General features: G+C 52.8%; 22 protein-coding genes and 1 tRNA gene. 11 read left to right on the plus strand and 12 right to left on the minus strand.

The window, feature by feature from the left end; translation table 11 throughout:
- Nucleotides 1-18 precede the first annotated feature (18 nt).
- From ACEW81_RS00880 to ACEW81_RS00890, 3 genes are all read left to right on the plus strand, one after another.
- Nucleotides 19-720, plus strand: coding sequence for an amino acid ABC transporter permease (locus ACEW81_RS00880; protein WP_373531073.1), 702 nt, complete (start codon nt 19-21; stop codon nt 718-720).
- Nucleotides 713-1,408, plus strand: a complete 696-nt coding sequence (locus ACEW81_RS00885) for an amino acid ABC transporter permease (RefSeq protein ID WP_373531074.1) — start codon at nt 713-715, stop codon at nt 1,406-1,408. The genes ACEW81_RS00880 and ACEW81_RS00885 overlap by 8 nt, the downstream gene beginning before the upstream one ends.
- 330 nt (nt 1,409-1,738) lie before the next feature.
- Complete coding sequence (locus ACEW81_RS00890; protein WP_373531075.1) at nt 1,739-2,272, plus strand: hypothetical protein; 534 nt, start codon at nt 1,739-1,741, stop codon at nt 2,270-2,272.
- Nucleotides 2,273-2,544: 272 nt separating this feature from the next.
- On the opposite strand, the gene ACEW81_RS00895 is transcribed toward ACEW81_RS00890, so the two are convergent.
- The 4 genes from ACEW81_RS00895 to ACEW81_RS00910 form a co-directional block, all read right to left on the minus strand.
- The gene (locus ACEW81_RS00895) at nt 2,545-3,114 is read right to left on the minus strand and encodes a type II secretion system protein (protein WP_373531076.1); all 570 of its coding nucleotides are present in this window, start codon (nt 3,112-3,114) and stop codon (nt 2,545-2,547) included.
- A 134-nt stretch (nt 3,115-3,248) separates the two neighbouring features.
- Complete coding sequence (locus tag ACEW81_RS00900) at nt 3,249-3,620, minus strand: hypothetical protein (protein ID WP_373531077.1); 372 nt, start codon at nt 3,618-3,620, stop codon at nt 3,249-3,251.
- Between the two features lie 227 nt (nt 3,621-3,847).
- The gene (locus ACEW81_RS00905) at nt 3,848-4,474 is read right to left on the minus strand and encodes a hypothetical protein (protein ID WP_373531078.1); all 627 of its coding nucleotides are present in this window, start codon (nt 4,472-4,474) and stop codon (nt 3,848-3,850) included.
- 275 nt (nt 4,475-4,749) lie between these two features.
- On the minus strand, nt 4,750-5,118 hold the full coding sequence (locus tag ACEW81_RS00910; protein WP_373531079.1) for a hypothetical protein: 369 nt from the start codon (nt 5,116-5,118) through the stop codon (nt 4,750-4,752).
- 530 nt (nt 5,119-5,648) lie between these two features.
- On the opposite strand from ACEW81_RS00910, the gene ACEW81_RS00915 reads away from it, so the two are divergent.
- Nucleotides 5,649-6,200: a hypothetical protein gene (locus tag ACEW81_RS00915; RefSeq protein ID WP_373531080.1), complete on the plus strand. Its 552-nt coding sequence runs from the start codon at nt 5,649-5,651 to the stop codon at nt 6,198-6,200.
- A 72-nt stretch (nt 6,201-6,272) separates the two neighbouring features.
- On the opposite strand, the gene ACEW81_RS00920 is transcribed toward ACEW81_RS00915, so the two are convergent.
- Together ACEW81_RS00920 and ACEW81_RS00925 are read right to left on the minus strand one after the other, a co-directional pair.
- Nucleotides 6,273-6,764, minus strand: coding sequence for a hypothetical protein (locus ACEW81_RS00920; RefSeq protein WP_373531081.1), 492 nt, complete (start codon nt 6,762-6,764; stop codon nt 6,273-6,275).
- Nucleotides 6,765-7,021: 257 nt separating this feature from the next.
- Nucleotides 7,022-7,112, minus strand: a tRNA-Ser gene (locus tag ACEW81_RS00925).
- A 210-nt stretch (nt 7,113-7,322) separates the two neighbouring features.
- On the opposite strand from ACEW81_RS00925, the gene ligA reads away from it, so the two are divergent.
- The 4 genes from ligA (at nt 7,323) to ACEW81_RS00945 (ending at nt 13,371) form a co-directional block, all read left to right on the plus strand.
- Entirely contained in the window at nt 7,323-9,401 is a 2,079-nt protein-coding gene (ligA, locus tag ACEW81_RS00930) for an NAD-dependent DNA ligase LigA (protein ID WP_472922800.1), read from the plus strand.
- Between the two features lie 165 nt (nt 9,402-9,566).
- Nucleotides 9,567-9,920 carry a hypothetical protein gene (locus tag ACEW81_RS00935; RefSeq protein ID WP_373531083.1) on the plus strand — a complete coding sequence of 118 codons (354 nt, stop codon included), beginning with the start codon at nt 9,567-9,569 and terminating at the stop codon, nt 9,918-9,920.
- 227 nt (nt 9,921-10,147) lie between these two features.
- Nucleotides 10,148-12,796 carry a single-stranded-DNA-specific exonuclease RecJ gene (recJ, locus tag ACEW81_RS00940; RefSeq protein WP_373531084.1) on the plus strand — a complete coding sequence of 883 codons (2,649 nt, stop codon included), beginning with the start codon at nt 10,148-10,150 and terminating at the stop codon, nt 12,794-12,796.
- Between the two features lie 29 nt (nt 12,797-12,825).
- Nucleotides 12,826-13,371, plus strand: coding sequence for an adenine phosphoribosyltransferase (locus ACEW81_RS00945; protein WP_373531085.1), 546 nt, complete (start codon nt 12,826-12,828; stop codon nt 13,369-13,371).
- 150 nt (nt 13,372-13,521) lie between these two features.
- Here the strand turns inward: ACEW81_RS00945 and ACEW81_RS00950 are convergent, their stop codons facing one another.
- Nucleotides 13,522-14,961, minus strand: coding sequence for a hypothetical protein (locus ACEW81_RS00950; RefSeq protein WP_373531086.1), 1,440 nt, complete (start codon nt 14,959-14,961; stop codon nt 13,522-13,524).
- A gap of 435 nt (nt 14,962-15,396) precedes the next feature.
- On the opposite strand from ACEW81_RS00950, the gene sdaAB reads away from it, so the two are divergent.
- The 3 genes from sdaAB to ACEW81_RS00965 all read left to right on the plus strand — a co-directional run bounded on the left by sdaAB (nt 15,397) and on the right by ACEW81_RS00965 (nt 18,403).
- Nucleotides 15,397-16,074: an L-serine ammonia-lyase, iron-sulfur-dependent subunit beta gene (gene sdaAB / locus ACEW81_RS00955; RefSeq protein WP_373531087.1), complete on the plus strand. Its 678-nt coding sequence runs from the start codon at nt 15,397-15,399 to the stop codon at nt 16,072-16,074.
- 48 nt (nt 16,075-16,122) lie between these two features.
- Nucleotides 16,123-17,037, plus strand: a complete 915-nt coding sequence (sdaAA, locus tag ACEW81_RS00960) for an L-serine ammonia-lyase, iron-sulfur-dependent, subunit alpha (RefSeq protein ID WP_373531088.1) — start codon at nt 16,123-16,125, stop codon at nt 17,035-17,037.
- 175 nt (nt 17,038-17,212) lie between these two features.
- Nucleotides 17,213-18,403: a class II glutamine amidotransferase gene (locus ACEW81_RS00965; RefSeq protein WP_373531089.1), complete on the plus strand. Its 1,191-nt coding sequence runs from the start codon at nt 17,213-17,215 to the stop codon at nt 18,401-18,403.
- A gap of 114 nt (nt 18,404-18,517) precedes the next feature.
- On the opposite strand, the gene dapB is transcribed toward ACEW81_RS00965, so the two are convergent.
- The 5 genes from dapB to murC form a co-directional block, all read right to left on the minus strand.
- The gene (gene dapB, locus ACEW81_RS00970) at nt 18,518-19,339 is read right to left on the minus strand and encodes a 4-hydroxy-tetrahydrodipicolinate reductase (protein ID WP_373531090.1); all 822 of its coding nucleotides are present in this window, start codon (nt 19,337-19,339) and stop codon (nt 18,518-18,520) included.
- An 85-nt stretch (nt 19,340-19,424) separates the two neighbouring features.
- Nucleotides 19,425-20,789, minus strand: coding sequence for a cell division protein FtsQ/DivIB (locus ACEW81_RS00975; RefSeq protein WP_373531091.1), 1,365 nt, complete (start codon nt 20,787-20,789; stop codon nt 19,425-19,427).
- 16 nt (nt 20,790-20,805) lie between these two features.
- Entirely contained in the window at nt 20,806-21,762 is a 957-nt protein-coding gene (locus ACEW81_RS00980) for a D-alanine--D-alanine ligase (protein WP_373531092.1), read from the minus strand.
- A gap of 72 nt (nt 21,763-21,834) precedes the next feature.
- Entirely contained in the window at nt 21,835-22,758 is a 924-nt protein-coding gene (gene murB, locus ACEW81_RS00985; RefSeq protein WP_373531093.1) for a UDP-N-acetylmuramate dehydrogenase, read from the minus strand.
- A complete protein-coding gene (gene murC / locus ACEW81_RS00990; protein WP_373531094.1) occupies nt 22,755-24,212 on the minus strand; it encodes a UDP-N-acetylmuramate--L-alanine ligase in 1,458 nt (485 codons plus the stop codon). The genes murB and murC overlap by 4 nt, the downstream gene beginning before the upstream one ends.
- Between the last annotated feature and the right edge of the window lie 10 nt (nt 24,213-24,222).

Below are 24,222 nucleotides of genomic sequence, written 5' to 3' on the forward strand. Positions count from 1 at the left end.
GAGGAGTTTAGCGAGCCTTTGGATCCGTTTCTCACCGATTGGAGCGTGCAGCAGGCTTTTTTGGAAGGCTTGCTGACCACCCTTAAACTATCTGCCATGGCCGCCGCCATGGCCTTAACCCTGGGTTTTGGCATGGCTTTTGCCCGTGTTTCCGAACAAAGCTGGCTGAAATGGCCTGCCGGGGCGTATGTAGAGCTGTTTCGAAACACCCCCTTGCTGATTCAGCTTTACCTGTATTACCGGGGCCTGCAATCGGCGGGGCTTAGCCTTTCCCCGGAAACCTGCGGGGTGTTGGCCCTGTCTCTGTACACCGGGGCTTATCTCACCGAAGTATTCCGCTCCGGCCTGCTGGCCATTCCGCAAACCCAAAGCGAAGCGGGGCTGTCTCTGGGGTTGAGCCGCTTTAAGGTATACCGGCTGATTCTGGTCCCCCAAGCCATGCGTCTGATTTTACCGGCCATTGGCAATCAGTTGATCAGTCTGGTTAAGAACTCCTCGCTGGTGGCCTTTATCACCGTGAACGATCTGTTTTTGGTGATTTACAAAGGGGCGGTGGATCAATTTAAACCGGTGGAATACTTTCTGGAAGGCGCCGCCCTGTACCTCAGCGTATCACTCAGCCTGTCGCTGGGCATTAAGCTGATTGAAAAGCTCATGTCTCCCCCTACCCCCAAGCCCCAGCCCGCCTTGCCCACCGATTTGGCGGCCCCTCATGGCTAGCCTCGTTTTTCACTGGCAAGACATCTGGGTGGGCCGCTCCCTGCTGGCTCAGGGCTTGCTTTACACCGTATTGCTTTCAGTCAGCAGTTTTACGATTGCTTTTATACTGGGTACCGTACTGGGCTTGCTGCGGGCGGAAATTAAAGGCTGGCCCGGCAGGCTGGCCGCCCTGTATATTGAATTCCTGCGGGGCATCCCCCTCATTTTGTTCCTGATTTTTATTCACTACGGCCTGATGCCGCTGGTACTGGGGCGTAGCAATTTTTTGCTGTCCAGCTGGCTCACCTTTGTGCTGTTTGAAGCCGCCTATGTGGGCGAAATTATTCGAGGCGGCTTGCGCTCGGTTAGCCTTGCCGAGCGAGAAGCGGCCATTAGTTTGGGCCTTAGCCGCTGGCAACAAATTCGGGAAGTACTGCTGCCGCTAACCATGGCCCGCATGGCCCCGGCCCTGGTGGGACAATTTGTGTCCCTAATTAAAGATACCTCGCTGGCCGCCGTGGTGGGGGTGATTGAACTGACCCGCGCCGGGGAAATCATTTACGAGCAACGCTTTCATGATTTGGAAATTCTACTGTTTCAGGCGCTGGTCTATTTTGCGTTATGTTTCAGTGTGTCGTTGCTAGGCCGTCGCTTTGAATCCCCCACCCGCAAGGCGGAAAACGTTCTGGCCCGTACTATTTCCGACTAATGGACCGGCCACCGAACGCTCCTGATTCCGCTCCTCTTGTTTTCCGCCTCCAGTTGAGAATTATTCTCACCTTATGTTATTATTGAGAATAATTCTTACTTAGGGGGCTTTCGGGTGTGCCCCAACAAGAACTCAGCCTATCGGCTCAAGGCCTATTTGGTATTGTGCTGCTACCACTGGCGTGAGGGCTTTTCTGGCGGCTGGCACCCCTAAGCGCCCCAGCCCAGCCAGATTCGAAAACCGGTTCAGGCAGAAACGAGACAAAGTGGGGTAAGCATCCCCAAAAGGCCAAAAGGCAAGATGAAGATAAGGTGAGGAGAGGGTGAATTGATGCAACCTGTTTCAGAACCAGCCTTGGCAGACTGCTTGCCACAGGCCACCCATTTTTTAAGCCTGATGCAACGCATGCAACCCGACACCCAACGTGCTTTTTTAACCATTTACCAATGGGCGCCCCACACAGCGGAAAGCCCAGCCAAGCGCCTGAAGGGCGATCATGTCAGGCTGGCCATGATGGAAGCGCTGCTTCATCCTGAAATGGCCTATTGGGTCCGGCTCAATCTGGCGGTGCGAGTGGCTCGAAAACTGGCCCAAACCACCGGTAACGCCACCAAACTGCAAAAGCTGGATGACACTCTGGAAGCTTTTCATGTGGCGGCAGATGCCTTTGCCTTGCAAATCCCTCTCAGTGCTTCCCAAGCCCAGCGCCAAGGCCGTGCCAAACCAAAAACATCCGTACAACCCGCCGTAGAAAACCCCACCGGGATTCCCGATGAGGACGTGGCCAAAATTCAAGCCTTTAAAAACCGGGTCATTCCGGGTCTGGTTCGCGCCATTCGGGAAAGCGTTTTTAAAAGCGCTTAGCGGATTGAAGGGCGGTTTTTGATGCAGGCCTGAAGCCTGATAGCTCAGGCGTTCAAGTTTTTTAAAAAACTAACAACCAATGTTAAAAAACGGGTTTCATGCACTTGGATAAAAACTCGTTTCAGTACTCAGACAATCGCCACGGCTTTTCCTGTTTTTAAACGGGGAAACCGTGGCGTTTTTTTAGCGAAAACCTGACAAGCTATCTAAATGAAGTAAAATAGGCCCCCCGTGAGGAGAGCCTATCCAATGGTTTCAAACCGATACCAATCCTAGTTCCAGGTTGAGAGATACGAAGGATCGGTGGTGGTGGTGGTCATGGTATCACCGGCGTTGGTCGGTGTTAAGGCCTGTCCACCGGTGGTAAAGCGACCGTTGTAATACTGCCAGAAAGTAATGGCACCCAAAGGCCCGGTGCCATCCGGATCCAGGTTGAAGGCAATGGCATGGGTGGAGGTTGAGCCGCCGAAGGTTTCAGCGGTATCGTACTGAAGGATCCCGCCGTTGTGCAGGCGCAAGCAGGCAAAGGTTGCCGAGCAAGCCGCCAGGTTTAAACCACTGGTTGCATCCGCCAAATCCGTAGCCACCGCCGCACTAACATAGTTCATATACTGAGTGAGCGCACTAGGGCCAACAGTGGTAGCGGAACCGTTGTTCAGGGTATAGGTGGAATAAGCGCCGGCAATCATGGATGCCGCTTCTTTGGCGATGGCTGTATTTTGGCCGTTGGCTGAGGAGCTCAGGATTTTAGGAATGGTAAAAGTGGCGATTACGCCCAAAATGGCAAGCGCAATCAATAATTCCGCAAGGGTGAAACCCGAATTGCTTTTCAAAATACTCATGGATACACGTACCTCCCAAAAAAAGTTCTTTTTAAACGTAAAGCCTAATCCCAATTATTTTCAGTGTATCGCTATTCTGCCGGTTCGGATTATCAGCCCTGTTTAACAGGGCAAAAATCCACCAGTCAGAGGAGCTAACAAGAAAAACAGGGGGGGCATCCGCTCCAGAATTTTTCCGGGTACAAAAGTTGAGACGGGCGGTGGGTGATGATTAAAATGGGCTTCAGCAACACCCCGCCTAACAAACGGGCAAAATCTCCAATACAGTGGAAAATAATTTGGGTGTTCAGTGTTTTTAAAAAAGCTTGCTCAAACACGTGGTCCTGCAAGCTATCGGCAGTGACCCGAATGCCTACATTTTTAGACAACACCTGCTGCACCTGCCCGGAAGTAGACTGAATCAAACAATGACCCAGCAACTTGCCCACCAGATTGGAGAAAAGCACACAGCTTAGCACCATCAGATAGGCCAAAGGCAGTAATTCAAGGTGTTGAAAGAGGCTCATGGAATAGGGGTTAAACTCCATTCAAATGCGTTCAGGCCCATTGCAGGAACCATAACGCACTGTCATTTTTAACTACTGCGTTGGTAGATAAAGGGGGTATCGTATCGGTTTGTAAAAACTTGAGAAAATTTCATCAGATTCTTAACATTTCTTACAAATTAAAGCGGTTGACCTGCGTTAGAAAAAGGGGAAAACGACCCTGGCTTTTAATAAAGCCCCATAAGACTTTAGCGGGATGGCGCAGCTGGGGACGCCGCAGCCGGTTTATCAGCAGCAGGGGGGGGAGTGGCACCAGCAGCCATGGCCGTTTCTGGGGTAGTGGCTGCCGTGGGCGTGGCTTTTTCTACCGAAAAATAATTGGCCCCAAACTTGCGCTCCAGTATTTGAATTTGCCCTCTGGCCTTGGCCCCGTAGGGATTGCTGGCATAACCCTGAGCCAGATAATTGAACATTTCAAAGGCGTCGTTATAAGCTTCCCGATCGGTAAACAAGGTACCGGCCTGATAAACGGGCTTGGCCAGCAAGCCGTTTTGAGGATACGCTTCCATCAAATCAAGCAATTGGTACTTCAGCTCCACCAGTTGGCCCGCCTCGGCCGGGGAAAGCAACCCTCGGCCCTGAACACGCATTAACAGTTTGGTTAATTGCAAACTAATAGGGTCCAGCCCTTTTTTAATAGCCGCTTCAGAGGCTTTGGCCTTGGCATCGGCTTCGGCAGCGGCCTGAGCCACGGGATCCACTTTTTCAGTTTTCTTTTTGGCCTCGGCGGTTAAATCACGGGCGCCCCCCAAACTCACGCACAACAGGAGCAGCATCAGGGCGCATTTCTGCTTCAGGGTCAGCAAGGATTTCATGAACAAACTCCTCCGGCTCGCCGAACAAAGTAGGCGTTTTGGAACTCTATCTCCTATATCGGAAGGAGATAGCAATACTTGATAGCAATGCTTCTACTGCGTTTGGAGGAGATTTTGATCCAGCCATTTGAGATCACCAAAAAACGGGGCCCAAAAATAAAGGCCCCGTCCGGCTTTACCGGTTGAGGCCTATTGGCAATCCACAGGAGTTATTTGAGGGTTAGAGATCCCAGGGATCTCAAATCGATAAAAAGGCTTTCAATATCAGCGCCTGCTTAACGCAAAAAGGCGCTGTTGGGAGAATTCAAAAGACTCTGGGCCAGGTCATCCGTATTGATGGAGCGCAAATACTCGTTAATGCGGCCACTATCCAGCATATTTTTAATGTTGGCTACTTTTTCAGAATCAAAGGGGGTTTTAATCCGCTGAGCCAAGCGGCTAAAACGCATTACTTCCTTATCTTTCTGGTAGGCGGTTTTGGCTTCATCCGAAATGGTAGCCTCATCCAGCAACTTGAGGACCCCTGCGCTTTTGTTCTCGCTGGCGGATTCCACATTGGTTTTTTCCACGGATTGCTGGCGATCCACGTTCAGCAGAGCGCTGTCCTGAATAGAATTGGAATTCCCTGAAATGCTGTCGACCATAACGCCCTCGCTTATTCCTGTGTGTCGCGTATCCATTCAACCCGTTACCGGCAGAGACGCTTGATTGCTTTACAAGTTCAGTATGACAAACCGGAATGGGCTTGGCATTGATCCGGGGATCAATGCCGCCCCGGCCCAAAGGTGGATCTTTGCCATTGGATTTTCAGAAACAGCTCATCCTGAGAGCGTATCTCATGGCTGTGTTTCGATGGATTTTCATCCTGCATACCGGAAAGTATTAATGCCAGCCGTGCCTTTCCAGCCATCCATCAACTAAAGGATAGCTGGCTAAGCCCCCTTTGCTCCATTGTCCGGTGGATGAGAGTCCACCGCCAAAAGAGACATACTACCGATAGAATCCACATAAACCACCTCGTTTATTCCCCTGAAAGGCTCAAGCCATAGGCTTCGGGTCTTTTTCCCTTTGGGGCGGGTTTTACACCACTCGCCAGTCATGGCCCGCCCTTGAGTGCGTTGCGCATGCCTGTTATGGTAGGCATGTTTTAGCCATACCCCACCTGAGGTTTATCATGCGCATTCCCCACACCCCCGCTCAACCCGCCTTTTCGGTACGCAAGGCAGCTACGCCGGTTCGCTTTGCCGCCAATAGCGAGCAAACAGAAATACAACCTTGTGAACCAGACAGCCCTTCGGCCAGCAGCTTTGGGGGCTTTGAAACCATCGATGACCCTACAAGCAAACCCAAGGGTGGTGCTAAAGACGGAAAAGATGGATGGGAAGGCAATTCCTTTTTAATGCAGCTGGCAACGGACAACCGGCTGGAAACCGCCGATTCCGCAGAGTTCGCAGATTCCGCTGAATTGATTGAAACGCCCCAACGCACCGATTATGTGAGCTGGCATCAACAACAGCAACAAAAAAAGCTGGAAGCCATTGGTCGGCGGTTTTCAACGCCGGGTCGTGCCTTAACCTCGCTGGAAAATAACAGCAAATCCATCTCCCGCAAACTAATGAGTCAAACCAAAGAATTGGCAAACACCACCAGCAAAGCCTTTTGCCGCAACGCCGCCCATTACTTCCGAAAAGCCGCCCAAACCCTGGAAAAATGGCAAGACGCGTAAAATGAACGAAACAAAATCATGAGGCCTAGTGTTGGGCCTCATGATTTTTACTATTAAATGATGGCCCGCTGGCTAAGCGTTGCGATCAAAGCGAGGGTCTTTGCTCACGGTTTCAACAAAAGCATGGTGATTGCGAATCAGGCCGGTCAGATTGTAATGAGCGCCAGCCAAGGCTTCACTGGCTTGATTTAAACTGGCCATGATAGAAGCCGCACCTTGGGGATCGATTTCAGTGGAACGTATTTGGGTCAGCAGGGATCGCTGCATCAAAGACCCTGCATACATGGCTTCTCCCAGTGTATTGGTGTAGTTCATAGAGCCTTTTCGATAGTTATCCACATTAGTGAGCGTGTTTTGGTAAGCCGGTTCGCTTAATTTACCCACAATGGGTTTATTGGAGCGGCTAGTGGACAATTTAGCGGGGGAATGAGCGGGCCTGAAAAAATCGCGCACAGGATGTTCCTGTAACGGCTTGGGGGAAGCTTGAGCAGAAACCAGAGAGGGAAGAAAATCCTGCGCATGGTTTCCACCAAATCGAGGCGAACCGTTGAAAGCAATCATCATAAAAAAACCTTTTACTTATTACTAAAGAAGAAAATAATCTCGTTCAATGCCTACTGGTAAGCGCACAGCCCAGCTTGCGCTATGCCAATTGCAAGCGAAGGTAAACCCTAATAGCAATCCTAATGTTGATCCAAACAGCAGGCCGGTTTCAACTCAAAATAAGCCACAATAAAAACAGCCTCAGATTAAACATCCAAAGGCTGAGACTCTTTTATAGTGCTTAAACTATAGTGTTTGAAAAATATTTGTTTAAAAAGTGGCGGAGCGGGGGAGATTCGAACTCCCGGTTGGGTATAAGCCAACACAGTCTTTCCAGGACTGCACCTTAAACCACTCGGACACCGCTCCAATAGAGGGCTTCCCCTGGGAAGGAGAACAGAATGCCGGTTAAGGCATCCCAAACCTGTGGAAAAAACTATACATCAAAGGCCATTTAAAAGTACACTCCCAATTCGGGAAAAAAAACGGCCCCCCAAATCGCCCTGTAAAACCCGTTTCCGAAATCGGCTTTTTTTGGTTATACTCCGGCCATACAAGCCGTTCAAGATATGAGCCAGTATGGGTATCCGTCCTCCCATGACTTCCCCACAACAGCAAATGCAAAGCCTCCGGGATCAGATTAACCGGCACAATTACCTGTACCATGTGCTGGATCAACCCGAAATTGATGACCCCACCTACGATCGATTGTATCGGGAATTGGTGGCGCTGGAGCAAGCCCACCCCGATTTGATGACCCCGGACAGCCCCACCCAACGGGTTGGTCATCAGCCCGTCAAGGCCTTTCATAGCGTCACCCACCCGGTTCGACTGTATAGCCTGGACAACGTTTTTGATGAAAACGAGCTGATAGCCTGGGAAAAACGCATTGAAAAACTGCTGGGCCGCAATGAAAATTCGGTGGATTATGTGGCCGAACTCAAAATTGATGGTCTGGCGGTAACCCTGCTTTACGAAAACGGCCAACTGGTGCGAGGCGCCACCCGAGGCAACGGGCTGGTGGGCGAAGACATTACCAGCAACCTGAAAACCATTAAAAGTATTCCCCTTAAAATTCCGGTTTCCGGCAACCAGCCGGTGCCTGCCCGCATGGAAGTGCGAGGCGAAGTGTTCATGCCCAAGGACGCCTTTCTCAAGCTTAATCAGGAGCGCAGCCTGAAAGGGGAGGCCGAGTTCGCCAACCCCAGAAACGCCGGAGCAGGCGCCGTGCGGCAACTGGACCCCCGCATTACCGCCAGCCGAAAGCTGGACGCTTATTTTTACGGGGCCACCATTCTGGAAGACGGGCAAACCCTCAAGCCCAAAACCCACTGGGACAGTTTAAATTACCTGCACGATCTAGGCTTTAAAATCAATCCCGGCAAACAGCGCTGTCAGGGCCTGCCCGAGATTATGGCCTTTGTAACGCATTGGGATACCGCACGCAGAGCACTTTCTTTTGCCACCGATGGGGTGGTGATTAAAGTCAATACCCTCAGCTGGCAGGATGAATTGGGCTATACCGCCAAAAGCCCCCGCTGGGCAGTGGCCTATAAGTATGTGCCTGAGGTGTTGGAAACCAAAGTGATTGAAATTGACTTCAGCGTGGGCCGCACCGGGGTTATTACTCCCGTGGCCATTATGGAGCCTGTTTTTATCTCTGGCTCCACCGTGCAACGGGCCACCCTGCACAACTTTGAAGAACTGGCCAAAAAAGATGTGCGCCCCGGCGATACCGTAAAGGTGCAAAAAGCGGCGGAAATCATCCCGGAAGTCATTGAGGTGTTACTCAGCCAGCGCCCCGCCAGTGCGGATCAGCCGGTTCTGCCCCCCACCCAATGCCCGGTTTGTGAGGCTCCGGTGGTTCAAGTTCCGGGCGAAGTGGCCCTGCGCTGTGGGAACCCGGAAAACTGTCCGGCCCAAGTGCTGCGCCGATTAGAACATTGGGTGAGCAAAGGCGCTTTGGACATAGATGGCGTTGGCCCCGCCTTGCTGGAGCAACTGGTCAACAAGGGACTGGTAGAGTCTCCAGCCCATCTCTATCGCTTGCAGGTGGAAGATTTCCTGACCTTAGAGCGCATGGCCCTCAAGTCGGCCCAAAAAGCCCATCTGGCTATCCAGCAAAGCAAAACCCAGCCCTTGTCCCGCCTCATCAACGCCTTGGGCATTCGACATGTGGGGCAGGAAACCGCCATTTTGCTGGCCCAAACCTTTGGCAGCATTCAGGCCCTCAGCGAAGCCTCACTGGACACCCTGACCCCCATTCCCGGCATTGGTGGTAAAGTGGCCGAAAGCATTGTGGTATTTTTCGCGGACCCCGGCAACCAGCAGCTTTTAACCGATTTACAAGCACTGGGCCTAAAACTGGCTGAAGAAACTCAGGGACCACCCAAAGACGCCTCCCAGCTTATTTTTCTGGATCAAACCTTTGTACTCACCGGCACGTTGCCCACCTTATCCCGGCAGCAGGCCAGTGATTTGATCCGGGATCACGGGGGCAAAATTTCAGGCTCGGTCAGCAAAAAAACAGATTATGTGCTGGCTGGAGAAGAAGCCGGTTCCAAACTGGCCAAAGCCGAACAACTTGGTGTTAAAATAATATCCGAACCGGAATTGCTGGCCCTGTTAAGCGCTACAATTGCTGAGCTGCCCGCCTAAACAGCAAGGCCCCAGCCGTTTTAAATGGCATTCAACCAACCCCACGAACGTATACTCCCCCAACCGGCGCTTTGCCACTCAATCAGCCCAATCCGTCCAAGCAAGTCTCACCCTACAAAGGGCCTACCCCTTCATGAGACAGGAAATGTGGAGATCACTCTAACCATGCATGTATTCCATATCCGAAGCCTTTCCAGCATTTTGCTGTTTCTACTGGCCATGATGGGCGCCGTTTTACTGTTGCTGGTTTTGCCTGCCGCTTTTATGATGGTGGTGTGGAACGCTTTGGTTTTTGAAGGGTTTAAAGGGCCTGAAATCAATCTTTATCAAGGGTTTCTGTTATGGGGAATGGTGCTGGTGGCCTTAAAACTGATTTTAAAGCCCGAAATCCAGCTAGAGTTCATCAAAGCATCGGGTAAAGATAAAAAGAAAGACCCTTCCTCCCGCAACCCGGACGGCGACGCCACCCACGAAACCAAGGCCACTCCGCCGGAAAAATCAGAAACCGAAAACAAGTAAAACCGAACGTTTGCTGATTTGAGGGTTGCCGGGGCTTTGCTAACCTGTTTGTTAAGCGCACCGGCTTTGATTTTTTAAGTTTTTAACGTGTTTTGAGCTGCTACAAATACCATACTTGGGCGCAGGCATTACAATAATGAAAAGTCCGGGTGGTTCGCCGCCCACCAGCGCTGCCCGTTCCACGCTGAATCCACCCACTGTTTTTTTCAACGCACAGGAGATTCTCATTGGCTAATATCTGGCAATTCAGAGGGCAAAGTGCCTCAAAAGGTTCCCCTTTCCCCAAAGAGGTGCTGGATACCGTAGAGGGTTCTCCTTTACTGGCCCGCTTGCTGGCCAATCGTGGCATTACAGAGCCTTCTGAAATCAACGCCTTTTTGAATTTAGAGGACTACAAACCCGGCAGCGGTTGGGCCTTGCCGGATATGGACAAAGGCGTTGCGCGCATTTTAAAAGCCATTGAAAGCAACGAGGCCATCCTGATTTACGGAGACTTTGACGTAGACGGGATTACCGGCACCTCGGTGCTGTATGAAACTCTGAAAAAGCACCTGAAAGCCAACGTCAGCTTTTACATTCCCGATCGGGCCACAGAAGGCCACGGACTGAATACCGCGGCGCTGGTGCGCTTGACCAGCTCCCGCAAAGTGAAACTGGTCATCACCACCGACACTGGCATTACCAACTTTTCGGAAGTCAGCCTGTTGAACGGGCTGGGGGTGGACACCGTGATTACCGATCACCACGCCTTGCCCGAAAATTTACCGCCCGCAGTGGCCAACATCAACTCCCAGCGCCTATTCACCGCAGCCGATCCCAAGCACCCCATGGGCCACCTGTGCGGAGCCGGTGTGGCTTACAAGTTGTGCGAACTATTGCTGGAAAAACTGCTTCCCCCCGATCAAGCGGCTTCAGCGGCGGAAAGCCTGCTGGATATCGTGGCCGTTGGCACGGTGGTGGATATGGTGCCTTTGGTTCATGAAAACCGCTGGCTGGTTTACCGGGGTTTACAGGTCTTGAACCGCCGCAAACGCCCCGGCTTCAACGAACTTTTAGAACAAGCAGGCGCAAAGCCGGATGCCCCCATTACCAGTGAAACCCTTGGCTTTACCATTGGCCCCCGCCTAAACGCCCTGGGCCGACTAGAGCGGGCCGATCAAGGCGTGGAACTGATTACCTCTGATGACCCGGAACGCATTCGGGTAATTGCGGCCCATCTGGAGTTTTTAAATCGTAAGCGCCGTGAGCTGTGCGATCAAACCCATCTGGACGCCGAGGCCCACCTGCAAAAAACGGGCGGACTGGCCGATAAACGGGCCATTGTTCTGGCCAGCCCCAGCTGGAATCCGGGGATTATTGGCATCGTGGCCTCCCGGCTGATTGAAAAGTACCATGTGCCGGTATTTATGATGGTGGTGGATGAGAACAAGGCCGAAGTGCGCTGCTCAGCACGCTCCATTCCGGGTTTTCACCTGCACGATGAACTGTTGGCGCTGGAGCATTACTTTTTAGGCTTTGGCGGACACGCGGGCGCCGGGGGCTTTGCCCTGAAGCTGGATCGGTTGGAATCCTTCAAGCGGGATTTACACCAGATTTGCAATCAGAAAATAACGGATGAGCAAATGCGCCCCATTGTAGAGGTTGACGCCAAGCTGGAATGGAGCCAGGTCAACCCCCGTCTGCTAACCCTCATTGATAAGCTGGCCCCCTTTGGCATGCAAAATCCCTCCCCCAAATTTGTGCTGGAAAACGTAACCGTAGCCGCCCAACGCTTTCTGGGTGAAGATGAGCGACACATCAAACTGGTGCTGGCCAATATCAAGGGCGGCAAAGGAGAGGCCAACACCCCGCTGGAGGGCATTATCTGGAACTTTGGGCGCAAAGAGCGCTTTGATGCCCGCTCTCCTTATAGCTTTGTAGTGGTTCCCGGCCTGAATACCTTTAACGGGGCCTCTAAAGTGCAGTTAATTATTGAGGACTACAACACCCCTCAGGGCGCTAAACTGGCCACCGAAACCCGTGAAGCCCCTGCCCAAAGCAAACTTCAAAAGCCTACTACTGCCGAAGTCCGCCCCTCGATCATTCAAGCAGAAGCGTCTTCTCCTGAGGAAGGGCCTTCGGGGCCTCAGTGGATTGATCATCGCAGCCGGGAATCGGTGGATGTGTTTATCAGCCAGTTGATGCTGCCCTTGCAGGATCAACGCAGCGTGATTATTTATCACGAAGGCAAAAAGCCGGATATTCCTTTTCTGGATGAAGGCTTGCTTAAAAACCGCACTCAGCTTGCCCCCGCTCAGGAGCTGATTTTGTGGGATTTGCCCCCTTCCGCGGAAGGGTTGCAAAGCCTGCTGAAACAAGTTCAGCCCGAAGTGATTCATTTGGTGGGCGGTAAATATCAGGCGGTTCCCGTTTTTGCTTCCGAGCAGAATTATTTGAAGCTGATTGTGCAGATTTTACGCCGTGGCCCGGAAACCCAGACCCTGGAGGTTCCGACCTTCGCCGCTCAGCTAGCCACCACCGAAACCGTGGTTACCCACGGGTTGATGCTGCTGGAAAAGCTGACCATGCTGGAAAGCAGTCTGGCCGAAGCGGGGAATCTGGAAAAACTTCAGGTTAAACTGCTGCCCCAAAACGCCAGCAATCAGGAAGATATTACCCGACGGCTGGAATACGCCTTTTTTCAGCAGGCGTTGAAAGAAGTCGGGAAATTCCGCTCCTGGCTGTTAAAAACCTCCATTGTCGAGATCAAGTCCACATTCAATGCCTCCATGTTGAGCGAGTTTGTGTTAAATTCATCAACGGTCGTTACGACCCCGGACGTCTCTATGGAGAACCGGCCTCAGTCGGTCGCACCGGCGCAAGTTATGTCCACTTAAGTTAATAGAAATACAGGAACCACCCATCCATGCCAACCACTCAGGAGCATATCGCCGTGGATAAGATCAAGGCGGCGATCCGTGAAATTCCCGACTTCCCCAAACCCGGAATCATGTTTAAAGATATTACCCCGGTGCTGAAAGATCCCGTTCTGCTGAACCAGGTCATCGATTATTTCTACTACCAGCTTAAAGATAAAAAAGTGCAGTATGTGGCGGGGATTGAATCTCGTGGTTTTATTTTCGGTGCAGCACTGGCTTACAAGCTTGGGGCTGGTTTTGTACCCATTCGTAAAAAAGGCAAGCTGCCCGGTTCGGTGGAGCAACACGAATACGACCTGGAATACGGCACCGATACCATTGAAATGCATGTGGATGCCGTTGAAGCGGGCTCTCGGGTGGTCTTGATTGATGACTTGCTAGCCACCGGCGGAACCGCTGCCGCTTCCTGCAAATTGCTGGAAAAACTGAAAGCTGAAGTGGTAGGCATTCACTTCCTGATTGAACTGGAATTCCTGCACGGTCGGGAGCGCCTGCCCCAAAACCTGCACACCCATTCCATGATTCAGTTTTAAATTCCCCAAAAACAGCTTCAAAAGCCGCTTCTGTCGCAGAGGCGGCTTTTTTACAGATTCATTAAAATTTGCAGGCGCCAGCAAAAAGTCCGGCGACACGACCCAAAGGGGTGTCACCGGACTTTTTTAAGTTTAGTTTAAGTGGTCAAACTATTTTTCTTTGGCTGCTCGGGTGGCGCGGGCTTTGGGCTTGGCCACTACCGGTTCAGCTGGAGCCTCTTCACCCGGTGGTAATTCCACCACTTCGGCCAACGCTGCTTTTTTAGTGCGGGTTGCTCTGGGTTTAGGGGCGGGTGGGGGTTCCACCGCAACAGCAGGTTCAGCCTCAGCTTCTTCGGTAGCCGCTGCCACCGGCTCGGCGGCGGTTTCATCAGGCACATCGGTTTCAACTGGTGCTTCAACGGGTGTTTCCACAGGGGCGATCGCTGCTGAAGGCTCAGCCTCCGCCACCGCAGGAGAATCATCCGGGTTCGCTTGTTTAGCGGCCGCGGCTTCTTTAGCCGCTAATTCTTTGGCAGCCGCCTTTTCCTGCTCCGCCTTTTCACGTTCTTCACGAGAACGCTGCTGGGCTTCTTTCATTTCCGGCGGCAAATCATCGCGATCTTCGTTCCAGCGGTTCAGGTTGCGGTTTTTGCGAACCAGACCAATGGCCACGTGAGTCCGCCATTCATCCATTCTCAATTGCTTGGAAATAATTTTATGAATACCCAAAGGCGGCAATGGCAAGTAAGGCTCATAAAGCGTCTCAATGGCCATTAACTGTTCAGGACTCACCGCCAAACGGCGCTTGGGATATTCCAGCTTGGGCAAACGCATTTTTTCACGAACCAGATTGATTCCGAAAAACACCTTGCTAGGAGCCAGATTAATCTGCTCCCCAATCACTTCATGAATATCCGGGTTAGGCAGGGGGAGAGCCCCTTTGTACAGTTTTTCAATTTCAATCAACTGCTCTTTAGTGACCAGCAATTTTTTGGGAGGGCCTGCGGGTCTGCCACCCGGACGTCCGCCAAAGCCACCGGGACGGGGTCCGCCGGGACGAGGACCACCAAAACCGCCGGGACGAGGACCACCGGGGCGAGGACCACCAAAGCCACCACCGGGACGAGGCCCGCCTGGGCGAGGGCCACCAAAGCCACCACCGGGGGGACGAGGCCCACCGGGGCGAGGACCATAGCCACCCCCTTGCGGAGGACGCTGCTGATAGCCGCCCTGTTGACCGTAACCACCGCCTTGCGGAGGACGTTGCTGATAGCCGCCTTGTTGACCATGTTGACCGTAACCACCACCGGGCGGCCCATAGCCCTGTTGGCCATAACCGCCACCTTGCGGAGGGCGCTGCTGATAGCCACCTTGTTGACCATGTTGACCGTAACCACCGCCTTGGGGTCCATAACCCGGTGGGGGGCCATAGCCACCGCCGCCTTGTGGCTGATAAGGACGTGGTTGTGGTTGCTGATAAGGAGGTGGAGCGGCTGGCCGAGAGGCGGGAATAGCGCCTTCGGGGTATAAACAATTGGGACAGATGACCCGTTTGGGGTTCTTTGTCTCAAAGACCTCACCACATTTAGAGCATTGATTTGTGAACATAGTTGGTGTCTATCCGCTTGACTTAACCGAATCCAGACTAATGACCGTGGAAAAACAGGAGGCTTTTGACAGGGCGGATTCGTAATAACCCTTCAACTCTGTGTAAAAGTAATAACTTAAAACGACGACTTTTTACCTGTGGCTTTCTCACTCGGCGCTTACGGTGTAGATAATACGATAGGTGTAGACTGCCTGTTTGCTGTCTTCTTGAAGCCGCTCGGTAGTGATTCTCTTCGATGCGTGGTGTGCCGTACCCGTGGACTTGACCCTGAGACTCGCAGTACTCTATGCTGAGGTCAGGGGAAAAAATCTACTATTCAAACTAAAAAGTCACTTCTATAATTAATACCACATCATCTGAAAAATGAGTAGTTTTTTTGTAAAATTCATTGATAAAGTGGAAATTTACTTAATACGAATGAAAGTACGGTTTACATGAACGGCGGCTCCCTGTTTGATATTGTTGGCCCCATTATGGTGGGCCCTTCCAGCTCCCATACCGCCGGAGCGGTGCGGCTGGCTAATTTGGCCCGAATGGTGGCCAGTCAACCCATTCAATCCGTTGAGTTTGTGCTGTACAACTCCTTTGCCCAAACCTATCAGGGTCACGGCACGGATCGGGGATTAATTGCGGGAATTCTGGGTTACGGGGTCAACGATGAGCGCATTCGGGACGCCTTCACTCTGGCCGAAGCCGAACGGTTGAATTACCGCATTACGCCGTTCTCAGGGGCCAATAACTATTCTCCCAACACGGTTATTTTTAACATGATACTGCAAGGGGGACAGCCCCTGAGTGTGGTGGGCCACTCCATTGGGGGCGGCAAAGTTTACATTTCAAAAATCGATGATCATAACGTGAGTATTCGCGGGGAAATGCCCACCCTGATTCTTTTTTACAAGGATAAACCCGGCATGATTTGGCAGGTTACCAAAATTCTGGCCGAACAAACCATCAATATCGCCACCCTCACCTGTAATCGAAATCAGCGGGGGGTGGAAGCCTTTATGATTATCACCCTGGATTCCCTGCCCCCGGCGGAAGCGGTGGCCGAAATCCGGGGCATTCCAGACATTTATACGGTAAGATCCATTGATAAGCTGCCCGCTTAACTTAAAATCTAGCCCAGATAGCCCAAAAAATTCAGGAACCACCCACCCATGCCCAACTTCAATTCGTTTCAGGAACTCCTTCACTATTGCCAGGAGAAACATTGCAGTATTTCTGAAGCCGCCTTGCAGTATGAGGAAGCCTATTCTGGCAAAAACCGGGAAGAAATCCTGAGCGGCATGCGGGTTATTTTGCAACAAATGCGAGATACGGTAGAAAGTGGCATCCATTCCGAGGAAAAATCCATGAGCGGCCTGACCGGTGGAGACGCCAAGCGCATTATGGATTTTATGAACCAGCCCCAGTGTTTTTTATCGCCGGTGGAAATGAAAATGATTGCCTACGGATTGGCCACCCTGGAAGAAAACAGCCGCATGAAGCGCATTGTGGCCTGTCCCACGGCGGGGGGTAGCGGATCGGTGCCTGCCGCCCTCATTGCGGTGGAGCAAGACCGGCAAGTACCACCGGAACAAACTTTAAAAGGGCTGATTACGGCGGGTGTGATCGGCGAAATCACCGCACGGCGCATGTTTTTATCAGGCTCCGCCGCCGGGTGTCAGGCGGAAGTGGGTGTGGCATCGGGCATGGCTGCCGGGGGACTGGTGGAAATGATGGGGGGCAGCCCTACCCAAGTGGTTCACGCCGCCGCCATTTCCATGCAAAATTTAATGGGTCTGGTTTGCGATCCGGTGGCAGGACTGGTGGAAGTGCCTTGCGTGGTGCGAAACGGCTTGTCGGGCGTGCAGGCCTCTGCGGCGGCCACCATGGCCCTGGCCGGTATCCAGAGCTTTGTACCCATGGATGAAGTGGTAGAAGCCATGGCGGCGGTGGGTAAGCTAATGCACCCCAGCTTGAAAGAAACCGCCGAAGGCGGGCTGGCCCAGACCCCTTCGGCCAAAGCCTTTACGGAACGCTTTAAAGCCCCTCAAACGCTTGGCGAAATTATGGAAGCCAAACCCGATTAGGCGATTTTAATCAAAGCAGGCGCCTCCCGTTGGACGTTGCGGGCAATTGAGGTTTTGGGCTGTTTTTATTCAGTATCATCACCCCATCAGGCCACGGCTTCTGCTGCCCCGGGTTATTTTTAATTTGTTTTACGCCTGATAGTCAGTCCGATCATCAAAAAAGAATGGATGCGTTATGCAAACCGTTTCACCCCTTCCCTTGAAAGCCACCCAATCCATCACACCCACCAGACCGGCCAAAACGCAGTCTCCGCAGTTCGGGTGTCGTTTGCTTGCGGTCATGAGTCCCGCTCCTTACGAAGGGCAGGATACATTTATTAAAGAATTACTCATCGATGGCAGGGATTCATTACTAAGACAAAGCCAGCTTCCTTTTCGTGAAGCAACGCCATCGCCGCCGCCCTCAAAAGCGGATCCCGAATTTGATAAAGCAGACTTTATCGCCAATGGTTTTCCCATCCAGATCAGCTGGGGGCTGGCCATTCCTGATCAGCTGAGTCGCACTTTAAAATCAGCCCGACCGGCTTCACTGGATCCCGCCTTTATCCAGCTATCTCCCATTGTGGCCCATAACAAACCCATTACTTTAGTGGGACATTTACGCCACACGCTAAAAATTGAACCGCCAGACATGACCCCGGAAAACGCGCACCCATTCCCGGTCCATAATGGCTTTCTGGCCCAGGTTGGCGCCATTCCGGTCGATGTGCTGGAAACCATGGGAAACCGCCTTAAAGAAGCAGCCCGAAAAGATCCACAGGTCGCCCTCCCTCAGGGAACCACCGACACTGAGGTTGTGGCCTGCCAAATGGCCCTGAAGCTTAAAGAGCGTTTTGAGCAAAACCCCACCCAGCCTCTCTCGGCGGAACAAATCAAAGCAGTCTTTCAGGATCTGGTCAGCGAAACTATCCTGGCCCCTGAAAAATTAAGCGATCAGGCTTTCAGCGAAACCAGGTTCAATGGGTTCCAGGGAGCCGTTCGGAACGCTTCAAATACCTTTATTTTCGCCAACGCCCAACAAATGCTGTTCAGTCAGCAAAGCATGGGTCCCTCAGATACCTACTACCTTGGCACCCATCAAACCGCTGGGGGCCAAACCAACTATGTCATCAGTCCCCGCCCCATGTTCCCAAGCCTGGGTCAACAGGAATCACTCAACTGGACCCCCCTGCCCAACAACGCCATGACCGAACTCAAACGGGTGCAAACGGAAAAAAACGGGCCTCCTCAAATCCAAATCGAGCAAATACCCTTACCCACTCGTCCTAACAAAAAGCAGGAAGAGCGGGAGGATTTAAGCCGCATCAAAAAATACGTACGGCAACACGCTAAGGGTAACGCCCCGCATCAAACCGCAAAACCGTAGTAAGCCACTATAATCCAGCCCTGAAACCAAAAGAACACAATCAAAAACAGTGAGCCAATGCCCGAAACAGGGGTCATTGTCATTCAGGCCGCAAGGCGGATGGTTGCCCTGTGGCTACAAAATATGCTCCAGACCATAAACCAGACCGTTTAAGCTCATGGTTTTTTTCACGGCCAAGGCCACACCCGGCATAAAACAGGCCCGATCCATACTGTCGTGGCGAATGGTTAAAATTTCACCGGCGCTGCCAAAAATCACTTCCTGGTGGGCGATAAAACCCGGCAACCGCACACTGTGAATCCGAATCCCAGCCGGACCGCTGGCCCCTCTGGCCCCGGCAATTACCTCGGTTTCCGGGGCGTTGCCAGCGCCAAATTTGGGCTGGCTCTGCTGCATCAGTTCCGCCGTTTTTAAGGCGGTGCCACTGGGGGCATCCGCTTTTTTATTGTGGTGCAATTCCATAATTTCAGCATGATCAAAATACTGGGCCGCCTGCTGGGCGAATTTCATCATCAACACCGCCCCAATGGCGAAATTAGGCACCACCATACCGCCCAATCCTCGCTGGCGCAGGGCGTTGTCAATGGTTTCCAGTTGTTCGCCCGTCAGTCCAGTGGTACCAATTACCGGGCGGCAACCGGCCTCAATAATGGCCATGGTATTTGCAAAAACCACCTCGGGATTGGTGAAATCCACGCACACATCCGGCTTTTCACGGGCCAGCAATGCTTTAAGATCCCGATCAAAGCGAGTGCCTTGCTCAGTGGTCAGGCCAAAATAATCGTTGATGGTTTCATTCAGGGCATGGGGATCCACCGCCCCGGCCAGCGCCAAGTCGGGATCGTTGGCCACGGTTTTCACCACTTCCCGGCCCATTTTACCCTTGGCGCCACAAACCGCCACCCGAATGGTTTTTAACGAAGCCTGAGTTTCCATGCCGAAACACTCCCGCCAAATCAATACAATAGCTTGGTTTTAACCGAAAGGCACAATGCAGGCAAGCAAATGGCCCCTAAAAAAACTAGCCCTGTACTTTTTCCGGCTGGGGCAGTTTGAGCTGGGCGTTGGGCCTTTTGTGAAAAGTGACCTGTTCTTCCCATTTTAAATCTACCGATTCAATCACATCCCGGTACTCCTGAATTTTAGGCAATAACGGGGCCAATCGGGCCAAACGATCCGAGGCGCTGCCGTTCAGCCGCCCCAGAATCACCGGGATTTCCCGGTAACGCAAAATCACCTGCTCTGGATTGCGAATATCAATGGCCTTCAAAGTCAGCCCCTTAATCTGGCGAGCCTGCCATGCGATTTCTCGCAATTGCAGCAAATAAGCGGATTTTAAAGCGGTTTGCGGATTGACCACAATGTTCTCAATCCCCGCGTACAGCTGGGGCTGATGCTGATACCCTTTCAGGGAGATCAGTTCATCGTCTGCCGCCACCCCGTAGGGCAAAAACCGTGGTTTGCCCAAGGCGTTCACTTTTTTGGAAAGGCCCTCGGGCTGGTCAGCGGGCGGAGCGCTAAGCCCGGTAGCGTCAAGATTTTTAGAATCACTGGTTTTAGAATCACGCTCTTGCTTTTGATACTGATCATAGCTGGCAGGCACATAAAGCGCCGCCCAGGGCTTTTTCTCAAAAATCTGGATGCTCAGCCGTGCCGGAAACAAACTGCGGCGAACCACGGCCCGATCCACCAGATCAAATTGCGCCTCAATCTGATCGGCCAGCTTGCCGGTATGCAGGGTATAAATGGGCTTGCCCACCCATGGCTTCACCAGTGGCGCCAATTGAGAAGCTTGAACCAGTCGTTGATTCTGCACATCAAACCGGGGGGCGTTGTACAGCCATAGGGAACTATGGGCCATTTTCCACAGCAAAACAGCCCACACCACCGCAAAACAAAGCTTCAGCACGGATTTAATGCGTCCGTAAAAAACCTTCAGCTTTTTTTCCTTGCGCCGCTTTTGCAAATAATTTTCTTGCCGACGCCGGGCCCGATCCAGTTGGCGACGGGATTTAACCAGCTTTCGCCCTGACTTGTCCTGTTTCGGAGTGCCTTTGCCCTTGCGCTTTTTATCAGGGACCACCGGCGCCAAGGTCTCTTCAGCCGGTGCGATGACCGATTCCTCAACCCCGGCCACAGCCTCAGTTGCCGATGCCGATGGCGGCGTTTCAGGCTCCGGCGCAGGGGTGGCTATTGGTGGTTTTACCAACGGGTCCTGAATCCCGCTGCGAGATGAAAAAACACTTTGCGAACCGGCCTTGTCGCCCTCTGACTCTGTCCCCATGTCACGCCCCTTCCATGGTCGAATGGTCAGATCCGGCGACAAGTGAGTAGAGCGTCCAGCCTCTGCGGACGGCAACTCTTCCGGCTGATCGGTTTGAGACATGCAAACTCACTATCAATTAGCTCACGGCGGTTTTCAAAATACATTCTACCAGTTCATCGTACCCGATTCCCATGGCTTTGGCCTGTGCGGGCAGGTCGCTCAGGTTGGTCATGCCCGGAATGGTGTTGATTTCCAGAATGTAAAACTGGTTATCCGCATCCACCACAAAATCAATGCGAGAGACGCCCCGGCATCCGGCGGCCAAATGGGCCAGCAAGGTGGCATCCTGAATAGCCTGCGTGGTTGGCTCATCCAGCTCGGCGGGCAAAATAAATTCAGTGCCGCCCTCCGTATACTTGGCTTCCAGGTCGTACCATTCAGACTGGGTGGGCCGCAGCTCCAGAATGGGCGTGACGTTGGGCTCTCCGCCAACTTCCACCACCCCGACGGTGAGAGACTTTCCATAAACATATTGCTCCACCATCACCTCATCGGCGTAGGTGAAGGCGGTTTTCAAGGCCGCTTTCAGGTCATCGGGCTGATCCACCTTGCTCATGCCAATGCTGGATCCCTCATTAATGGGCTTCACCATCACCGGGTACCGCAAGGGCATGGGCACCGGCTTGCCGTTCAGCACACTGGACTTCAACACCACCGAGTCAATCACCGGCAACCCGGCGTCTTTCAAAACACTTTTGGTCAGGGCCTTGTTCATGGTTAATGCGCTGGCGGCCACCCGGCATCCGGTATAAGGCACACCCATTAGCTCAAGAACCCCCTGAATACAGCCATCTTCGCCATATTTTCCGTGCAAGGCTATATAGGCCACTTCAATTTTTTTATCGGACAAGGTGCGGGCAATGGTTTGATCCACATCAATCAGCTCGGCTTGCTCGTAGCCCAGCCGACGCAGGGCATCGTAGCAATTTTTGCCGGAGCGCAAGGACACTTCCCGCTCAGAGGACAAACCGCCGTACAGGACCCCGATGCGGGTATGTTTGTTTAAAATCTGGTTTTGTTGTGTGCTGGTCATCTAACAAATTCCTTGTGAATCCAATTAAAATGCAGAGTGCGGTTAAATTAGAGATCTAAACGAAGCCCCCGTTCAAGACCCTTCTTGCAGGGCCTGCCAAAGCGCTTGTTCATCGGGGGTGGCCTCCCCTAAAAACAGGTTTTCCGGGTGGGCATCCAAACCGTAACCCGCTTTAATGGCCTGCTTCATGCGAAGCATCAGGCGCAATACATCGCCAGAGGTGGCATTGTCCACATTCACGATAAAATTACCATGCAAGGGGCTAACCATAGCCCCGCCTTCTCGCCACTGACCCTTGGCGCCCAGTTCTTCCATCAGTTTGCCCGCAGGCATGTCCTTGGACGGATTTTTAAACACACTGCCCCCGTTCGGCTCTTTGGGGTGATGGGTTTTACGAAACGAGACGCTTTTTTCCATCATGGCACCAATTTCAGCAGGATTGCCGGGTTTAAATTCCAGCTCCGCGCTCAAAATAATTTGCCGCTGCGGATCAATGGTACTCATACGATAGCTGAAACCCAGTTGCTCCGGCAACCAGCGCTCAATTTCGCCGGTTTGCACATTAAACAGGGTAACGCTGCGCACCAAATCAGCGGTTTCCTGACCCAAGGCCCCGGCGTTCATGCGCACCGCCCCGCCAATGGTACCGGGAATGCCAATCATGTACTCGCCCCCGGTCAACCCGTGCTTTAAGGCCACACTGGCTGATTTTGCCAAATGCACCCCCGCCCCAAAGGCAATGCGGGTGTCCGATAGTGGCTCTGCCCAATCCAGCTTGCGAGTGATAATGGTAACGCCCCGGATACCGGCGGTGGCGATAATGGTATTGCCCCCCCAGCCAATCACGGTTAATGCTTTGCCGCTGCGATGGGTTTCCTTCAAAATGGCAATCATATCCGCTTCACAAGCAGGCTGATAGGCTTCCTCCAGGGGGCCACCGATGCGATAGGTGGTAAAGCTGGCCCCGGAAAGTACTTGAGGCAAACAGGCGCTCATTCAGCGCTCCAGTTTCGAAGCAGCTTGGTAATATTGCCCGCCCCCATGGATAGCACAATGTCACCGGGCCGCATTTCAGCCTGCAAGGCCGCCCGCAGCGCGCCAAAATCGGCGGTTAACGGCACGTAATGAGCATTGGGATGCTTGACGGCTTGGGCAAAGGCATCGGCGGTCATGCCCGGAATCACCGGCTCATGGGCGGCATACACATCGGTGAGGTACAGCAAATCGGCGTCCTCAAAGCAGGTTAAAAACTCCTCCCACAGCGCTTGCAAGCGGGAATACCGGTGCGGCTGAAAAACCGCGATCACCCGGCCCGAGGTTCCCTGCAAGGACTCCTTGGCCGCCTTTAATGTTACCAGCACCTCACTGGGGTGATGGGCGTAATCGTCTACCAGCAAAGTGTGATTCCGCTCGCCGACCTTCTCAAACCGTCGGCCCATGCCAGTAAAGGCTTGCAAGGCTTCGGCCAACAAGTCAAAATCGGCCCCCAGCTGATCCCCCACCGCTACGGCGCACAACCCGTTAAACAGGTTATGCAGGCCGGGAACCGACATGTTCAGTTCCCCCAGCATTTTGGTATTGCGGTACACATAGCCCTGATAGCACCCTTTAGAGTATGGGCGGGCATTTTTCAGCCAGTATGTGGTCTGTTGTTCCTGCCCGGTAAATACATCCCCCGGTGCGATTAAAATGCTTTCCAGACCGGGAGGGCTATCCGCCATCAACCGTTGGGTATTGGGACAAGTCACGTTATAAAGCACCTTGCTGCCCGGTTTCAAAGCCTTTAAATAAGTCCTGAATGTATCCAGAACCCCTTCCAGCCCGTTGGTGTAATGATCCGCGTGATCCAGCTCCAGATTGGCCACCACCGACACGCTGGGCTGATACTGCACAATGGTGCCATCGCTCTCATCCAGCTCGGCCACCGCGTATTGCTGATTGGGGCTTAACAGGGCGTTGGTGTTTAACCGGGGCATTTTGCCGCCCACCACCACGGTGGGGTCTAAACCGGCCAGCTTTAAAGCCAGCCCGGTCATGCCGGTAATGGAGGTTTTTCCGTGGGTGCCGGTAATGCCAATGGTGGTTTTATGGCCCAGCAAGGCCCCCTGCATCACTTCCCGCAGCAAGCAGGAGCGGTGATGAATTTCCAGCCCCTGCTCCAGAGCCAGCGCAATTTCCGGGTTCTGGTTATCGATGGAAGAGGACACAATCAACATGGCGCTTTTTGGCACCTGACTGGCCGCATGCCCAATAAAAATATGGCCGCCCAGCGCTTGCAATTCTTCGGTATAAGCACTGGCCGACAAATCGGAGCCGCTGACCTGAAAGCCGGACTGAATCAAAACCTTGGCCAGGCCACTCATGCCAACCCCGCCTACCCCCACAAAATGCACAGGGCGAGCCTTGTCCAGATGCAGCGGCTGGTTCAGGGTTTCGGTAGAAATACTCATAAAGTGCCTC

Origin of the sequence: Vampirovibrio sp. (assembly GCF_041737375.1) — a bacterium.
Classification (GTDB): Bacteria; Cyanobacteriota; Vampirovibrionia; order Vampirovibrionales; family Vampirovibrionaceae; genus Vampirovibrio.

What these genes read in the sequence shown, in the direction of transcription:
- ACEW81_RS00905 (WP_373531078.1), bottom strand. Translation starts at nt 4,474, where the DNA reads ATGAAATCCTTGCTGACCCTGAAGCAGAAATGCGCCCTGATGCTGCTC.
- ACEW81_RS00980 (WP_373531092.1), bottom strand. Translation starts at nt 21,762, where the DNA reads ATGACCAGCACACAACAAAACCAGATTTTAAACAAACATACCCGCATC.
- ACEW81_RS00975 (WP_373531091.1), bottom strand. Translation starts at nt 20,789, where the DNA reads ATGTCTCAAACCGATCAGCCGGAAGAGTTGCCGTCCGCAGAGGCTGGA.
- ligA (WP_472922800.1), top strand. Translation starts at nt 7,323, where the DNA reads ATGGGTATCCGTCCTCCCATGACTTCCCCACAACAGCAAATGCAAAGC.
- ACEW81_RS00965 (WP_373531089.1), top strand. Translation starts at nt 17,213, where the DNA reads ATGCAAACCGTTTCACCCCTTCCCTTGAAAGCCACCCAATCCATCACA.
- sdaAA (WP_373531088.1), top strand. Translation starts at nt 16,123, where the DNA reads ATGCCCAACTTCAATTCGTTTCAGGAACTCCTTCACTATTGCCAGGAG.
- ACEW81_RS00920 (WP_373531081.1), bottom strand. Translation starts at nt 6,764, where the DNA reads ATGATGATTGCTTTCAACGGTTCGCCTCGATTTGGTGGAAACCATGCG.
- ACEW81_RS00915 (WP_373531080.1), top strand. Translation starts at nt 5,649, where the DNA reads ATGCGCATTCCCCACACCCCCGCTCAACCCGCCTTTTCGGTACGCAAG.
- ACEW81_RS00935 (WP_373531083.1), top strand. Translation starts at nt 9,567, where the DNA reads ATGCATGTATTCCATATCCGAAGCCTTTCCAGCATTTTGCTGTTTCTA.
- ACEW81_RS00900 (WP_373531077.1), bottom strand. Translation starts at nt 3,620, where the DNA reads ATGAGCCTCTTTCAACACCTTGAATTACTGCCTTTGGCCTATCTGATG.
- dapB (WP_373531090.1), bottom strand. Translation starts at nt 19,339, where the DNA reads ATGGAAACTCAGGCTTCGTTAAAAACCATTCGGGTGGCGGTTTGTGGC.
- ACEW81_RS00885 (WP_373531074.1), top strand. Translation starts at nt 713, where the DNA reads ATGGCTAGCCTCGTTTTTCACTGGCAAGACATCTGGGTGGGCCGCTCC.
- murC (WP_373531094.1), bottom strand. Translation starts at nt 24,212, where the DNA reads ATGAGTATTTCTACCGAAACCCTGAACCAGCCGCTGCATCTGGACAAG.
- murB (WP_373531093.1), bottom strand. Translation starts at nt 22,758, where the DNA reads ATGAGCGCCTGTTTGCCTCAAGTACTTTCCGGGGCCAGCTTTACCACC.
- ACEW81_RS00890 (WP_373531075.1), top strand. Translation starts at nt 1,739, where the DNA reads ATGCAACCTGTTTCAGAACCAGCCTTGGCAGACTGCTTGCCACAGGCC.
- sdaAB (WP_373531087.1), top strand. Translation starts at nt 15,397, where the DNA reads ATGAACGGCGGCTCCCTGTTTGATATTGTTGGCCCCATTATGGTGGGC.
- ACEW81_RS00895 (WP_373531076.1), bottom strand. Translation starts at nt 3,114, where the DNA reads ATGAGTATTTTGAAAAGCAATTCGGGTTTCACCCTTGCGGAATTATTG.
- ACEW81_RS00950 (WP_373531086.1), bottom strand. Translation starts at nt 14,961, where the DNA reads ATGTTCACAAATCAATGCTCTAAATGTGGTGAGGTCTTTGAGACAAAG.
- ACEW81_RS00945 (WP_373531085.1), top strand. Translation starts at nt 12,826, where the DNA reads ATGCCAACCACTCAGGAGCATATCGCCGTGGATAAGATCAAGGCGGCG.
- ACEW81_RS00910 (WP_373531079.1), bottom strand. Translation starts at nt 5,118, where the DNA reads ATGGTCGACAGCATTTCAGGGAATTCCAATTCTATTCAGGACAGCGCT.